The 15,248-nt window shown below is 39.0% G+C and carries 13 protein-coding genes and 1 pseudogene; 11 read left to right on the top strand and 3 right to left on the bottom strand.

What is annotated here, in order from left to right:
- Positions 1 to 3 precede the first annotated feature (3 nt).
- The 4 genes from LCP48_RS18350 (at position 4) to LCP48_RS18335 (ending at position 4,990) form a co-directional block, all read left to right on the top strand.
- Positions 4 to 1,755 carry a sensor histidine kinase gene (locus tag LCP48_RS18350; protein ID WP_009371964.1) on the top strand — a complete coding sequence of 584 codons (1,752 nt, stop codon included), beginning with the start codon at positions 4 to 6 and terminating at the stop codon, positions 1,753 to 1,755.
- Positions 1,756 to 1,761: 6 nt separating this feature from the next.
- A complete protein-coding gene (locus LCP48_RS18345) occupies positions 1,762 to 2,505 on the top strand; it encodes a LytR/AlgR family response regulator transcription factor (protein WP_004228331.1) in 744 nt (247 codons plus the stop codon).
- Positions 2,506 to 2,622: 117 nt separating this feature from the next.
- Positions 2,623 to 4,416 (top strand): carbon starvation CstA family protein, encoded by a 1,794-nt coding sequence (cstA, locus tag LCP48_RS18340; protein ID WP_225340414.1) that lies wholly within the window; start codon positions 2,623 to 2,625, stop codon positions 4,414 to 4,416.
- 244 nt (positions 4,417 to 4,660) lie between these two features.
- Entirely contained in the window at positions 4,661 to 4,990 is a 330-nt protein-coding gene (locus LCP48_RS18335; protein ID WP_004228336.1) for a YuiB family protein, read from the top strand.
- 90 nt (positions 4,991 to 5,080) lie between these two features.
- On the opposite strand, the gene LCP48_RS18330 is transcribed toward LCP48_RS18335, so the two are convergent.
- Positions 5,081 to 5,563, bottom strand: a complete 483-nt coding sequence (locus LCP48_RS18330; RefSeq protein WP_009371963.1) for a divergent PAP2 family protein — start codon at positions 5,561 to 5,563, stop codon at positions 5,081 to 5,083.
- 123 nt (positions 5,564 to 5,686) lie between these two features.
- Between LCP48_RS18330 and LCP48_RS18325 the strand changes: the two genes are divergently transcribed.
- The 7 genes from LCP48_RS18325 (at position 5,687) to cysI (ending at position 13,238) form a co-directional block, all read left to right on the top strand.
- Positions 5,687 to 7,195 (top strand): leucyl aminopeptidase, encoded by a 1,509-nt coding sequence (locus tag LCP48_RS18325; RefSeq protein WP_225340413.1) that lies wholly within the window; start codon positions 5,687 to 5,689, stop codon positions 7,193 to 7,195.
- Between the two features lie 135 nt (positions 7,196 to 7,330).
- Positions 7,331 to 7,534, top strand: coding sequence for a hypothetical protein (locus tag LCP48_RS18320; RefSeq protein WP_004228341.1), 204 nt, complete (start codon positions 7,331 to 7,333; stop codon positions 7,532 to 7,534).
- A gap of 352 nt (positions 7,535 to 7,886) precedes the next feature.
- Entirely contained in the window at positions 7,887 to 8,660 is a 774-nt protein-coding gene (gene cobA, locus LCP48_RS18315; protein ID WP_004228344.1) for a uroporphyrinogen-III C-methyltransferase, read from the top strand.
- A gap of 12 nt (positions 8,661 to 8,672) precedes the next feature.
- Positions 8,673 to 9,413 (top strand): sirohydrochlorin chelatase, encoded by a 741-nt coding sequence (locus tag LCP48_RS18310; RefSeq protein WP_004228345.1) that lies wholly within the window; start codon positions 8,673 to 8,675, stop codon positions 9,411 to 9,413.
- Positions 9,413 to 9,562: a YezD family protein gene (locus LCP48_RS18305; RefSeq protein ID WP_004228347.1), complete on the top strand. Its 150-nt coding sequence runs from the start codon at positions 9,413 to 9,415 to the stop codon at positions 9,560 to 9,562. The genes LCP48_RS18310 and LCP48_RS18305 overlap by 1 nt, the downstream gene beginning before the upstream one ends.
- A 43-nt stretch (positions 9,563 to 9,605) precedes the next feature.
- Complete coding sequence (locus LCP48_RS18300) at positions 9,606 to 11,399, top strand: assimilatory sulfite reductase (NADPH) flavoprotein subunit (RefSeq protein ID WP_225340412.1); 1,794 nt, start codon at positions 9,606 to 9,608, stop codon at positions 11,397 to 11,399.
- 123 nt (positions 11,400 to 11,522) lie between these two features.
- On the top strand, positions 11,523 to 13,238 hold the full coding sequence (gene cysI / locus LCP48_RS18295) for an assimilatory sulfite reductase (NADPH) hemoprotein subunit (RefSeq protein WP_004228351.1): 1,716 nt from the start codon (positions 11,523 to 11,525) through the stop codon (positions 13,236 to 13,238).
- 44 nt (positions 13,239 to 13,282) lie between these two features.
- On the opposite strand, the pseudogene LCP48_RS18290 reads toward cysI, so the two are convergent.
- A pseudogene (locus LCP48_RS18290) lies at positions 13,283 to 14,352 on the bottom strand (sulfate/molybdate ABC transporter ATP-binding protein).
- 15 nt (positions 14,353 to 14,367) lie between these two features.
- Positions 14,368 to 15,243 (bottom strand): sulfate ABC transporter permease subunit CysW, encoded by an 876-nt coding sequence (cysW, locus tag LCP48_RS18285; RefSeq protein ID WP_225340411.1) that lies wholly within the window; start codon positions 15,241 to 15,243, stop codon positions 14,368 to 14,370.
- Positions 15,244 to 15,248 lie beyond the last annotated feature (5 nt).

Below are 15,248 nucleotides of genomic sequence, written 5' to 3'. Positions count from 1 at the left end.
TTGATGGAGCTGTTTTTATTTATGTTAGAGCGAGTTGGGCTGATCATTGTGTTTGCCTTTTTAATGTCAAGATGGCGACTCTTTCGAGAAAAGCTGTTTCAGGAGCAAGGAACGAAAGAGAAAATATGGCTCATTATTATCTTTAGTAGCCTATGTATTATCAGCAGTTATACAGGGATTAAAATTGAAAGTGGGACAATCCATCCTTTAAATCAGATGATACATAGTACGATCAATGCGGAGGAGGCCATTGCTAACACGAGATTAATTGGTGTCGCCATTGCAGGAATTTTTGGTGGACCACTTGTTGGTGTATGTGTAGGAATTATTGCAGGTATTCACCGAATTACACTTGGTGGTTTTACAGCGATAGCCTGCGGTGTTTCAACGATTCTAGCTGGCTTTATTACAGGTGGTTTAAGTAAACGCTTTAAAATACGTCAAACTTTTTCCTATAAGAAAGCAGTCATCATCGGCATCTGTGCGGAAACGATTCAAATGCTGGTGATTTTAGTAGTTGCGAAGCCATTTGAGCAGGCCTTGCAGTTAGTCTCATTAATTGCAATGCCGATGATTTTAATGAATGCCTTTGGGATATTTTTATTTTTCATGATTATTAAAACGTTTATTGATGAAGAGGAGCGAACAAAGGCGTTACAAACCCATCAAGCTTTTTCAATTGCCCAACAAACAATTGAGCATTTTCGTAAGGGCTTGAATGAAGAATCATGTCAAACGGTTGCAGAAATTATTAAAAGAGAAATAAAAGTAGATGCGGTTGCTATTACCGATAAAAATGGGGTGCTTGCACATATTGGCGTTGGTGAGGATCATCATTTAATTCATCGAGAAATTATGACAGCTTTGACAAAACGAGTATTAGAGGAAGGCAAAATTTTAATGGCTACATCTCAAAAGGAAATTCAATGTCCACACGCTAGCTGCCCATTAAGTGCTGCCATTGTCTTGCCCTTGAAGGTACAGCATCGAACAGTTGGAAGCTTAAAGCTTTATTTCACTAAAGCGGATTCTTTGACAGGGGTGAAAAAGGAGCTAGCAGAGGGTTTGAGTAGACTATTTTCCTCTCAGCTTGAATATGCTGAAATTGAGCAACAGCGAAAATTATTAAAGGATGCTGAAATCAAGGCTTTACAAGCCCAAGTTCATCCACATTTCTTCTTTAATAGTCTAAATACTATTTCAAGCTTGATTCGGACAGATGCAGATGAGGCAAGAACGTTATTAATCAAGCTTAGTACATTTTTTAGAAGCAATTTGCAGGGCGCACGGCAAATGCTCATTCCATTGAAAAATGAAATAGATCATGTTGAAGCTTATTTATCTATTGAGCAAACACGGTTTCCAAATCGTTACGAAGTTGAATTTATCATGGATGAAACACTTTTTGATGTGCAAATTCCTCCATTTACCTTACAGCCTCTTGTCGAGAATGCTATTTATCATGCCTTTAAAAATCGTAATGAAGGCAAAATCTATGTCAAAGTACAACGTGTGAATGATAAGCTGGTCCTGTTAACGGAAGATAACGGCTGTGGTATGAGGAAGGAGCAGGTAAAACAACTTGGCAAGCGTATAATGCAATCTGAACAGGGGACAGGAACCGCTCTTTGGAATATTTATCAGAGGATCCATGAAATTTATGGTTCTGAAGCGGATTTTCATATAACAAGTACGTTAGATGTGGGCACAAAAATTATGATTCAACTGCCGTTAAAGGCGACTAGATGGGAGTAGAAGAATTTGAATGTATATATTGTGGATGATGAACCCTTAGCACGCGCGGAACTGCGTTATTTATTAGAGCAAACAGCATTAGTGAATGTTTGTGGTGAATCTGAAAATCTTGAGGAATTGTGCAAAGCGTCACAGCTTGAAGAAGTCGATTGTATATTTTTAGATATTGAATTAGGCATGAACAATGGACTTGACTTAGCTAAACAATTATTACTGAATGCACAGAGACCTGAAATTATTTTTGCTACAGCCTACGATGACTATGCTTTGCAGGCATTTGAAGTTAATGCATTCGATTATATATTGAAACCCTTTGAGGCACATAGGGTACAAACGGCCGTGGAAAAACTGTTAGCTAAAAAAAGAGCTGCTCAGGCAAAAACAATGGAGGAGTTAAAGGTGTCGCAGCTGGACAAGCTCGATAAATTAACGGTTTATGCAAACGATCGAATTTTGTTACTGAAAATACAGGATATTTTGTATTGTACCTCTGAGGATAGTAAAACGGTTGTTGTGACAGAGCAGGGGCGCTTTATTGCTTCCGAATCATTGGCTGCGTTAGAAAAAAGACTTACCTTAAAAGGCTTTGTACGTGTCCATCGTGCATATATTGTCAATTTAGAGCATATTGTGGAACTTGAGCCTTGGAGTAGTTCGAAATTTAATTTAATCGTGCACAACAGACATGCCATTCCTGTCAGTAGGCTGTATATGAAGGATGTACGGAAAATTTTTGACCTATCGAAGTAGTTGCATTTCAACGGACAAATACTACCTTTCAACTTTAATTTCTGACATTTCAGTTATTTTGAGAATAATAGGGACATTCCTTTGCTATGATGAGGAAAAAGTAAAAGAGGTGTTTGCATGAATGCGATTACAATAGTGATAGGGTCTATTTGTATTTTGATGATCAGCTATCGTTTGTATGGCATTTTCTTTACAAAGAAGGTACTCAAAATAAAAGATGATACGCCCACCCCAGCCCACGCTTTGGAAGATGGTAAAGACTATGTTCCGACGAATAAATGGGTAACCTTTGGGCATCATTTTGCAGCGATTGCAGCAGCAGGACCTTTAGTTGGACCAATCCTAGCAGCACAGTTTGGATATTTACCTGGACTTCTATGGCTATTAATCGGAGCAGTAATTGGTGGAGCAGTTCATGATGCTGTTGTTTTATTTGCTTCCATGCGTCATGGTGGTAAATCCCTATCGGAAGTGATGAAGGAGGAGTTAGGCCCTATCGCAGGTTTCTGTACAGGCCTTGCGATGCTATTCATTATTACGATTACAATGGCCGGTCTTTCGATGGTGGTGTTAGGTGCTTTAGAGCGCAATCCATGGGGAACGTTTGCGGTAGGTATTACGATACCAATCGCCATGCTAGTAGGTATTGCCTATCGTAAAACAGGCAATTTAATTGTTACATCTACTATAGGCTTTATTTTATTAATGATTGGGGTATTTATCGGACCGCTTATTCAAGGCACAGCATTCGGTGATTTTTTAACATTTGATCGGGATACATTAGCTATCATCTTACCGATCTATGCCTTTTTCGCCGCTGCGTTACCTGTGTGGCTATTATTAGCACCTCGTGATTATTTAAGTAGTTTCATGAAGATTGGGGTATTTATTGCACTAATTATTGGCGTTTTCTTTGTTAATCCTGCTATTCAATTCCCTCCATTGACAGAGTTTATTCATGGTGGTGGGCCAGTAATTGCCGGTCCTGTGTGGCCGTTTGTCTCTATTACAATTGCCTGTGGTGCCATTTCTGGCTTCCATGCTTTTGTAGGCTCAGGAACAACACCTAAGATGATTGATCGTTGGGAGGACATCCGTATTGTAGGCTTTGGTGCTATGTTAGTAGAGTCACTAGTAGGTGTGATGGCTTTAATCGCAGCTACTGCTCTTCATCCAGCCGACTATTTTGCGATTAACTCAGCACCAGCTGTGTTTGCTACATTAGGAATGGAGCCTGTTCATCTACAAGCATTGTCTCAAAGTATCGGCATGGACTTGGAAGGACGAACAGGAGGTGCTGTAACGCTAGCAGTGGGCATGACAGATATCTTTACAGGTATTCCTTGGTTCGCAGAGTTATCTTCATACTTCTATCAATTTGTCATTATGTTTGAGGCAGTATTCATTCTTACAGCCATTGATGCTGGAACAAGGGTAGCCCGTTATTTAATACAAGACTTTGGTGGCAATGTTTATAAACCACTGAAGCGTACCAATTGGGTACCAGGTACAATTTTTGCTAGTGCACTTGCCTGCTTTATGTGGGGCTATTTATTGTATTCAGGGGATATTAGCTCTATCTGGGTATTATTCGGTGTATCCAATCAGCTAATGGCAGCCATTGGTCTAGTATGTGGAGTAACGATGGTATTGAAGGTCGCAGATAAACGCATCTATGCATTGACATGCTTTATCCCATTAGCTTATTTATACATTACTGTCAACGTTGCAGGCTATTGGATGATTAAAAATGTATACTGGAATCCAGCCGCTGCAGGTTTTAATATGTTGAATGGGATTTTATCTGTTATCATGCTAATGCTTGGCTTCTTAATTGTGCTGACAGCATTTAAAAAATGGGCACAGCTTTGGAAATCATCAAAGTTTTTAGTAGCTCAATCAACTTCATAAAGTTATTGAAACTATTGAAGATAAGCATTTGTCTTCAATAGTTTTTTGATGAAAAAGCATCTACGGTAAAGGAGAAGCAAATACCCGAGGAAGAAGCAAATACCCCTAAATTTAAAGATCAACCATAGATGATCGATTAATGATTTTCCCAAATATGACGAACAAGCGAAAACAAGGATATGTTCATTGAAAGCGGTGTCGTAATCATGTAAACTAATGAGAGGAAAACGGAGGTTATACATACATGGATGGTCCAGTTTCATTAGTACAGTTAATCATTTCTATTTTGTTATTTTTCGTCATGTTCTTTGGTATCGGATTCTTGTTAAATATGCTGTTACGGATGACATGGTTAATGGCAATTGTGTATCCAATTGTTGTCATCTTTATTGTAGATGAAGTAAGCTTCTTAGATTATATTTTTAAGCCAGGCTCTGCATTCCCAGCATTAATTGATAAATTACAGGCACTTCAGTTTGTGGATATTGCTATTTTATCAGGTGGCTTTGCGGGTTCTATTGTGGCGGGTATCGTGATGATTTATTTACGTAAAAGTGGCTATCGAATGTTCTAACGTGCTTAGTATTCTTTCTTCAACTGAAGGGGGAATACTTTTTTTATACAAAAAAACACAGCCTCCCTCTAGAGGATGTGTTGATGTCTGTTAGATAAAAAACTCGTAGGTTATGATGGCGATAAAAATACCCGTGAGAGCCCCAAAAAATACTTCACTTCGTTTATGGCCTAATAATGTTTTTAATTCCTCCAATTTTTCTTGTCCGTCCATCTGTGGCCATTTTTTTAAATCAAGAAGTAATGTTTGGAAATCCTTACGCAGTTGGTTTAAAATGGCTGCGTGCTGCCCTGCTTGGTAACGAACACCACTAGCATCATACATCACAATAATGGAAAACATGGCGGCTACCGCAAAAATGGGGGATTCCAATCCGGTCTCATAGGCAATTGAGGTTGCCAATCCAGTGACAGAAGCAGAGTGAGAACTAGGCATTCCACCTGTTGACGTAAAAAGTCCCCATTTTACTTGTCTGGTCATTAAAAAATGAATGGGGATTTTAACAAACTGTGCAAAGAGAACCGCAAAGAGGGCAATTAGTAATGGGGTATTTTGGAGTAAACTCAATTTCATCACAACCTTTGCAAATAATTGCTTTTATTATAACATTCATTATTTTCTAAAAGAAGATATAGGCAAATATTACGCGCTTTTCAGAAACTTCGTTATAATAGTATATGGAATGGAGGAATTTACATGCATATTGTAAAAGAAGCAAAAACATTTGAAACGATTTCTACGGAACTATTAGTGGTAGGAGTCACAAAACATCGTGAACAAATGCAGGACTGGGCAAGCTTTTCATCTTTTTATGGTGAAGCCCTTGATACATGGATTAGTGCAGGGGACGTCTCAACTGAATTAAAGAAACTAACGAAATTACCATTTGTGAAAGACCATGCTAACCTGAAACGTATTGTATTTGTAGGTTTAGATGAGCGTAAAAACCTCACAGAAGGTGATATTCGCACAGCATTTGGTTTAGTGGGAAAAGAATTAAGATCTTTAAAAGTAAAAGAGCATTCCATCTGGCTTGAATCATTTACAACAGATTCAATTTCAACAGCAGATGTAGCATTTTTAGCGGGTGAAGGAATTGGCCTTGGCTATTATGCTGTCCCACATTATAAAACAACTTCAAACGAAGTAGATAAACGTATTGATGCTGTTCACCTTGTGACTACAGCAGAGGATTTAGATGAAGTGGTAGCAAGCTTTGAGGTAGGTGTGATTTATGCAGATGCTGTCAATGAAGCTCGTAGCTTAATTAATTTACCTCCAAATCTACTAACAGCTACGGATTTAGCTAACTATGCACAATCTCTAGCTGTGGAATACGATTTTGAAGTAGAGATATTAGATAAAGCACAATTAGAGGAACTAGGTATGGGTGGTATATTAAGTGTTAACCAAGGCTCTTATGAAGAACCACGATTAATTACCTTAAAATATAAAGCGACTGAAGATTTTGAAGATCCGATTGGTCTTGTTGGTAAGGGTGTAACGTATGATACAGGCGGCTATTCTTTAAAACCAAAGGACTCTATGGTTGGTATGAAAGGTGATATGGGCGGTGCCGCTGCTGTACTAGGTGCGATGAAAATTATCGGTGAATTACGTCCAAATAAAAATGTTGTAGCCGTTATCGGTTCTACAGATAATATGGTGTCGGATACGGCATTTAAACCAGATGATGTGATTACGACGTACAGTGGAAAAACGGTAGAAGTATTAAATACGGATGCAGAAGGGCGTTTAGTTCTGGCAGATGCAACTACATATGCTAAACAGCAAGGGGCTACATCACTGATCGATGTTGCTACTTTAACTGGAGGTGTTATTACTGCACTAGGTATGGATAAAACAGGTGCACTTGCAAATGATGATGCATTTTTTGAAGCATTTATGGAAGCTGCAAAAGAGACAGATGAATTTGTTTGGCGTATGCCATTAACAGAGAATGATAAAAAACGAATTCGAAAATCAGATGTAGCTGATTTAAATAACTCACCTGGTCGTGATGGTCATATGATTTTCGGCGGCGGTTTCGTGGGCGAATTTGTTGGTGATACACCATGGATTCACCTGGATATAGCAGGCACATCTGATGCAGTAGCTGTACATGATTTAGGACCTAAGGGTGGTACTGGTGTTATGGTCCGTACACTCGCGAATTTTGTCCAACGTTTAGGGGAAGAAAAATAATAAACTGTGTCAATCAGCGGGAGTTTATTCTCGCTGATTTTTTGTCATTTACACACTAATCCCGATAGTATAGGCATTCTACATATGATAGATGTATCTTCCTTCATACGATAGAGTAAAAAGGGGAGGTAGCATATGCGCAATTTCGGAGGTTATCCAGGCGGAGGATTTGGAGGCTTTATTTGGCCATTTGGCGCACCATTTTTTGGTGGTTTTTTAGGCAGTTTACTTGGCTCTCAATTTAATCAATATCCTTACAATCCATATTATCCAAACTATCGACCATATCCACCAGGTCCATATTTTCGACCAGGTCCGCGATATCGTAGACCATGGTAAGCACATAATTAGATCAGCCAGTTGTCGATCTTGATATCGACAACTGGTTTTTATTGTGCCTAACGAAGTATCAAATTTAGTGTTGACAGAATATACTAAATTATTTATTATTCTTATTATATTACTAAGAATTAAATATGTGGCTGACTAGCAAACTAGAGGCTTTTATTATTCATAGGCATTTTTGTGCCTAAGGATAATATTAGCCTTTTTTCTTTATCTTAATTTAGTAAAGGCTTTTGTACCGAAAGCAAAGTGTCAGGTTTAGAAAATCGAGGACTCTTATTAATAAGTTTAATCAATCTGAAATGCCATGACAACGAGGTGTAATTGACAGAAGGAGTGAGATAAAATGGGGAAAGTTTATATTGTCGGTGCAGGTCCTGGAGATGTTGACCTCCTTACAATAAAAGGATTACGTTGCATTGAATGTGCAGATGTCATTTTATATGACAGACTCATTAATAAAGAGCTATTAGCCTATGCTAAGAAAGAAGCTAAATTAATCTTTTGCGGGAAGTTGCCTCAGCAACATGCCATGATCCAGGAGCAAATTAACCAAACGCTTGTTGATTATGCCCAACAAGGATATGTTGTCACAAGATTAAAAGGAGGAGACCCATTTGTTTTTGGTAGAGGGGCAGAGGAGGCAGGTGTGCTAGCGAAGCATCAAATTCCCTTTGAAATTGTGCCTGGTATTACGTCAGGTATAGCAGCTCCAGCATATGCAGGTATTCCTGTCACACATCGTGATTTAGGCTCAAGCTTTGCTATGGTTACTGGGCATATGCAGGACGGAAAAGAAGATGCTATTCGTTGGGAAAGTCTTGCAAAAGGGATTGATACGATTGCTATTTATATGGGTGTTGGTAATCTGCCGTATATCCGTCAACAATTACTCAAATATGGCCGTGATGAACAAACGCCTGTGGCTGTTATTCACTGGGGAACAGTTTCTGCTAAGCAAAGAACTGTTACGGGTACTTTAGCTACAATTGAGGAAATCGTGTGTGTGGAAAAGATTCAAAACCCTAGCATCATATTAGTAGGGAAGGTTGTGACCTTAAGAGAAACCATTCATTGGTTTGAGCAAAACCCAGCACAGCCAATCCAAATAACGGGATAAGGTTGTGGGATTATGCAGGCTATTTTATATATTGCACATGGCAGTCGTGTAAAGGAGGGTGTAGAGCAGGCCGTAAACTTTCTTCAAGGCGTTCAACAAGAAGTGACAGTGCCTATTCAGGAAATATGCTTTTTAGAGCTGGCAACACCAACCATTGCAGAAGGCATTGCTAGCTGTATTCGAAAAGGGGCAACAGCGATTGCCGTAATGCCTATTCTCCTACTAGCTGCTCAACACGCAAAGTATGATATTCCGAAAGAAATGGCAAAAGCTCAAAAACTATATCCATATGTAAAGTTTACGTATGGTGAGCCTCTTGGCATTCATGAACAATTAATTGACACGTTACAAGCTAGGATAATAGAAAAACTGCAACCTAACAGCAATGCGAGTGTTTTACTCATAGGACGCGGGAGTAGTGATCCAGCCGTCAAGAGGGATTTAGCCAAAATTGCCAAAAGGCTACGTACTAAATATCACTATAAAGCCGTTGATACATGCTTCTTATACGGAATGGGACCAACCTTTGAAGACTGGTTACTGCAAGCTAAAGGGAAGCAACAGCAAGTTTTTATTGTCCCTTATTTATTATTTACAGGCATTTTAAGACAAAGTATTGCCAAGCGATTACAAGGCTTAGACAGTCAAAACATTTTGTTATGTGAAAGCTTAGGCTATGACGACAATGTGAAAAAAGTATTAGTGGAACGTATTGATGAATTACTACATTTTAAAGAGGAAGGTGTTTCGTAATGGTAGATAAAAGAACTGAAAATGTAAATCTAGCATTAGATAATGTCCGCCAAATGTTAAATACTGTGAACCACGGATCCATTACATTGATTGTTCAAAATTCCTATGTGGTTCAGATTGAGAAAAAGGAAAAAATAAGGCTTCGATAAATTAAAAAATATGAAATGATGATGATTCGTGAGGTGGCAAAGATTGAAATTACAAGTAATAAACAGTCCATTTAATGAAGAGCAGGTGAAGTTATTAAACGAGCTTCTCCCTAAATTAACAATTGAACAAAAATTTTGGCTAAACGGTTACCTAAGTGCTCCCCAAGCAACTCTTGAAGCAATTGTTGAACAGGCACCACCAGCAGCCCAACCGATTACAAAAACAATAACAATTTTATATGGTTCCCAAACAGGCAATAGTCAAGGATTAGCTGAAAAGTATGCAGCAGCTTTAAAAGCACAGCAGGTAGATGTAACTGTCTCATCATTAGGGAATTTTAAAGCTAGTAATTTAAAAAAGATCACCAATCTATTACTTATTGTGAGTACACATGGAGAGGGAGATCCACCAGATCAAGCAATACAATTCTATGAATTTTTGCATAGCAAACGGGCGCCTAAACTAGGACACCTACAGTATTCGATCCTTGCTTTAGGGGATAGCTCCTATGAATTTTTCTGTAAGACAGGTAAGGACTTCGATGAGCGATTTGCGCAATTAGGTGCAACAAGAATTGTGCCTCGTATAGATTGCGATGTAGATTATGATGACGCAGCTGCACAGTGGTTTTCTGCGATTCAACAGGAATTTCTTCAGCACACAACTTCAGCAACGTCTACTTCAGCACACAACGAAGGGGCACAAATACTTGAAGAATCTACATATTCAAGAAAAAATCCATTTTACGCTGAAATACTTGAAAATATAAATTTAAATGGTCGTGGCTCCAATAAAGAGACACGTCATCTTGAATTATCGATTGAGGGGGCTAATTTTCATTTTGAACCTGGTGATAGCATTGGCATTCTGCCAGAGAACGATGAACAATTAGTCAATGCATTACTGACAGCACTTCAATTTGATTCGGAGACAGAAGTGACTGTTTTTGATGAAACAATAACAATAAAAGATGCACTACAGAAAAAATTAGAAATTACAGTGTTATCTAAGCCGTTACTCGAAAAAATTGCTGCTTATACAGAGCATAAAGAATTTTCTAAGCTATTTGAAGAACCACAAGCATGGAAGGACTATGCCAAAGGAAGAGACTTGCTTGACCTAGTAGAGGAATTTACACCATTTACTTGGAATGCCCAGCAGTTTGTAGAGTTACTGCGTAAAATTCCTGCTCGACTTTATTCTATTGCTAGTAGCCAAAAGGCCAATAGCGAAGAGGTTCATTTAACGATTGGCAAGGTAAGCTATGAAACAGCAGGTAGACAACGCCTTGGTGTTTGCTCTGGAAGTGTGGCAGAACGGTTAAAAATAGGTGATACATTACCAATCTATGTTCATAAAAATCCGAATTTCAGATTGCCAGAGAATAATGAAACGCCAATTATTATGATTGGTGCAGGCACAGGTGTTGCACCATATCGAGCTTTTCTAGAGGAGCGAGAAGAGTTAGGGATTGAGGGGAAAGCATGGCTCATCTTTGGTGATCAGCATTTTGTTACGGATTTCCTCTATCAAACGGATTGGCAACGTTGGCTCGTTGCTGGCACATTAAGTCACATGCATGTAGCCTTTTCACGTGATACAGACAAAAAAATCTATGTTCAACATAAATTGCAAGAAAATGCCGCAAGTTTTTATGAGTGGCTGGAGCAGGGGGCTGTCATTTATGTATGTGGTGACGAAAAATCAATGGCATCTGATGTGGATGCAACCATTCATCAGATCATTGAGCAGCAAGGACAGAAAACACCAGAGGAAGCAAAAGCCTATGTGAATGAATTAAAACAGCAAAAACGCTACCAACGTGACGTTTATTAATGCAGTTCAACACAAATTTCTAAAAATCCTTCCCTTATTAATGAGTTGATCTCTTTGTTAGCAAGTAAACCCTCAGGTATGCCCAATACGCTGAGGTGTAATGGATTAAAGGAGCGATAAAGAATGACTGAAAAAATAGTGTTACCTCCACAGCCTGGGAAACCAAGCGATGTAGAGCGTATTAAAACCGAAAGTAATTACCTACGTGGAACACTCGAACGTACCATGAACAATCCATTAAGCTCTGGTATTCCAGAGGACGATAATCGCCTTATGAAATTTCATGGCAGTTACTTACAGGACGATCGAGATCTTCGGAATGAACGTCAGAAACAAAAGCTGGAACCGGCCTATCAATTTATGGTACGTGTACGAACACCAGGTGGAGCAGCTACCCCAGCGCAATGGCTTGTGATGGATGAAATGGCTCGAAAGTATGGCAATGGCTCTTTAAAATTAACAACACGCCAAGCATTTCAAGTACATGGCATTTTAAAATGGAATGTTAAAAAATATATGCAGGAAATCAATGAGGTGTTATTGGATTCTCTTGCTGCATGTGGAGATGTGAACCGTAATGTGATGTGTAATGTCAATCCAAACCAGTCTGCATTACATGAAGAGGTTTATAATTGGTCTGCGAAACTAAGTGAGCATTTACTGCCGCGAACACGCGCTTATCATGAATTATGGTTAGATGGAGAAAAGGTAGTAGATAGTCAGGATGTAGAAATTGAACCGATTTACGGAGCTCAATATTTGCCGCGTAAATTTAAAATTGGTATTGCGATTCCACCAAGTAATGATGTAGATGTTTTTTCACAAGATATCGGACTGATTGCCATCGTTGAAGACAATCAGCTTGTTGGTTTTAACGTAGCGGTTGGTGGAGGCATGGGCATGACACATGGTGATCATGAAACCTATCCACAGCTTGCTCGTGAGATTGGCTTTATAACGCCAGATAAATTACTAGAAACAGCAGAAAAAATAATCACGATACAGCGTGATTATGGGAATCGCTCTGTCCGTAAAAATGCACGATTTAAATACACAATTGATGCGAGAGGACTTGAATGGTTCCAAGAAGAATTAACGCGTCGTCTAGGCTGGGAAATTCAGCAGGCTCGTCCTTATACTTTTGAGCGTACAGGTGATGAATTTGGCTGGGTAAAAGGGGCAGATGGTCATTGGCATTATACGTTATTTATTCAAAATGGCCGTATAAAAGACTTTGAGGATTATCAGTTGTTAACTGGCTTACGTGAAATAGCTAAGGTGCACACGGGTGATTTTCGTTTAACACCGAACCAAAATTTAATGATTAGCAATGTAGCCCCCCAGAAAAAGAAAAAAATAAATACGCTTATTGAACAATACAAGCTAACAGACGGTGCACATTATTCTGCCTTACGCCGCAATTCTATTGCCTGTGTTTCTTTACCGACATGTGGCTTAGCCATGGCAGAAGCAGAACGCTATTTACCCTCTCTTATAACAAAAATTGATACCATTATTGATGAGGCTGGCTTAAATGAAACAGAAATTGTTATTCGTATGTCTGGTTGTCCAAATGGCTGTTCACGTGCAGCAATGGGTGAAATCGGCTTTATTGGCAAAGGGCCAGGGAAATACAATATGTACCTTGGTGCAAGTTTTACAGGCAATCGCTTAAATAAAATCTATCGTGAAAATATTGGTGAAGAGGAAATTTTAGCAGAGCTACGACCAATTCTTTTGCATTTTTCAAAGGAACGTTTAGAGGGCGAGCATTTTGGAGACTTTGTCATTCGTGTAGGGTATGTCACAGCTGTTTATGATGGAAGAGAATTTCATTAAAAATAAAAACCATGTAGCAAATTTTTCTTTGCTACATGGTTTTTTTATATAGAATAATCTTCAGGAATAAACACCTTTAATTGTTTCGGCTTTACAAATACCTGATCGCCCACCTTCAGTTGAAGAAGATGAAATTGTTCTTTTGATAACTCCGCTTCTAAAAATTCATCAAGATCCTCACGACGTAGCTCAATTTGGACAATAGGGCCTAGTAAATGAATGTGGCTGATTTTAACAGGAACCGTACCTGGAATACTTGTTTTCTCAATCTGAATATCATGTGGACGTACATAGCCTATCGCATTGTCCTCTGAATGTGTTAGGGCATCAGGTACATCAAGTACAATTTCGCCCTGCATGAGCTTACCATTATGTAAGCGACCTTTAAATAAATTGACATTACCCAAGAAGTCATAGACAAATGGACTTTTGGGATTTGTAAGACCTCGTCTGGACTACCAATTTGCTCGATTTTGCCATTGTTCATGACCACAATGCGATCTGCAACATCGAGAGCTTCCTCCTGGTCATGTGTCACAAAAATACTTGTAATATGAAATTCATCATGTAACTTTCGAAGCCAACGACGTAACTCCTTACGTACTTTTGCATCGAGAGCTCCAAATGGTTCATCTAGTAACAGTACCTTTGGCTCTACGGCAAGCGCTCTTGCCAGAGCGACACGTTGTCGTTGCCCACCCGAAAGCTGTGTTGGATACCGATCTGAGAAATTTTCAAGCTTCACAAGTTGTAATAATTCCATCACTTTATTTTTGATTTGTTGTTTTGAAGGTCTGTTTTTTCGAGGACGTACCTTCAAGCCATAAGCTACATTGTCAAAGACCGTCATATGGCGAAAAAGCGCATAATGTTGAAAGACAAAGCCCACATTACGTTCCTTTGGATGGCGATCTGTGATGGATTGACCATCAAATAAAATATTGCCAACATCCGTTGTTTCAAGCCCAGCAATCACACGTAATAATGAGGTTTTTCCTGATCCAGAAGGGCCAAGCAGTGCTACTAGTTCCCCAGACTGAATATGTACGGATATATCCTCTAGTGCCTGAAAGGACCCATATTTTTTGGATACGTTTTGAATTTGTATACTCATTCAGACCATCTCCTTTTAACTAGATTTTGATTTCCAAGCAATAATGTCTTTTACAATTAATGTAAATATGGCCATTACGCTCATTAAAGAAGCAACTGCAAAGGCTGCTGCAAATTGATATTCATTATAGAGAATTTCAATATGAAGGGGCATCGTATTTGTCATGCCACGGATATGACCAGATACCACAGACACAGCCCCGAATTCTCCGATGGCTCGTGCATTACATAAAATCAAACCATAGAATAGTCCCCATTTAATATTGGGTAATGTGACATACCAAAAGGTTTTAAAGCCACTTGCCCCCAATGAAATGGACGCTTCTTCCTCAGATATACCTTGGGTTTGCATCAGCGGTATTAATTCACGTGCAACAAAGGGCAATGTGACGAAAATTGTGGCAAGGACAATGCCAGGTAGTGCAAAAACAATTTTAATATCATGTGCAAACAACCAATCACCAAATAGTCCCTGTGAGCCAAACAATAAAATAAACACTAAACCTGCGATAACAGGTGAAACTGCAAAAGGTAAATCGACCATAGTAAGTAATAGATTTTTCCCCTTAAAATTAAACTTTGTAAGTGCCCAGGCAGCCATTACGCCAAAGATCGCATTGAGGGGTACAGTAATGGCTAGGACGATGAAAGTAAGCTTAATAGCAGCTAATGCATCTGGATGTGTAATCGCAGCAAAGTAAACATCGGCTCCTTTTTGAAAGGCTGTAATAAAAATAGATACTAAAGGTAGTACGATAAAGAAAGCTAAAAAAGCTAAGGCAATAAATGTTAACGTATAGCGAATAATACGAGGCTCCTGTAAGGCAGCAGACTGAGTAGCTGCTTTCCTTTTTTCTGCACTAGCCTGCTGAATAAAAGTTGATTGTTCCATATAGT

It is taken from the genome of Lysinibacillus capsici (assembly GCF_020217405.1).
GTDB lineage: Bacteria > Bacillota > Bacilli > Bacillales_A > Planococcaceae > Lysinibacillus > Lysinibacillus capsici.
This window is presented reverse-complemented; position numbering and strand designations above follow the sequence as displayed.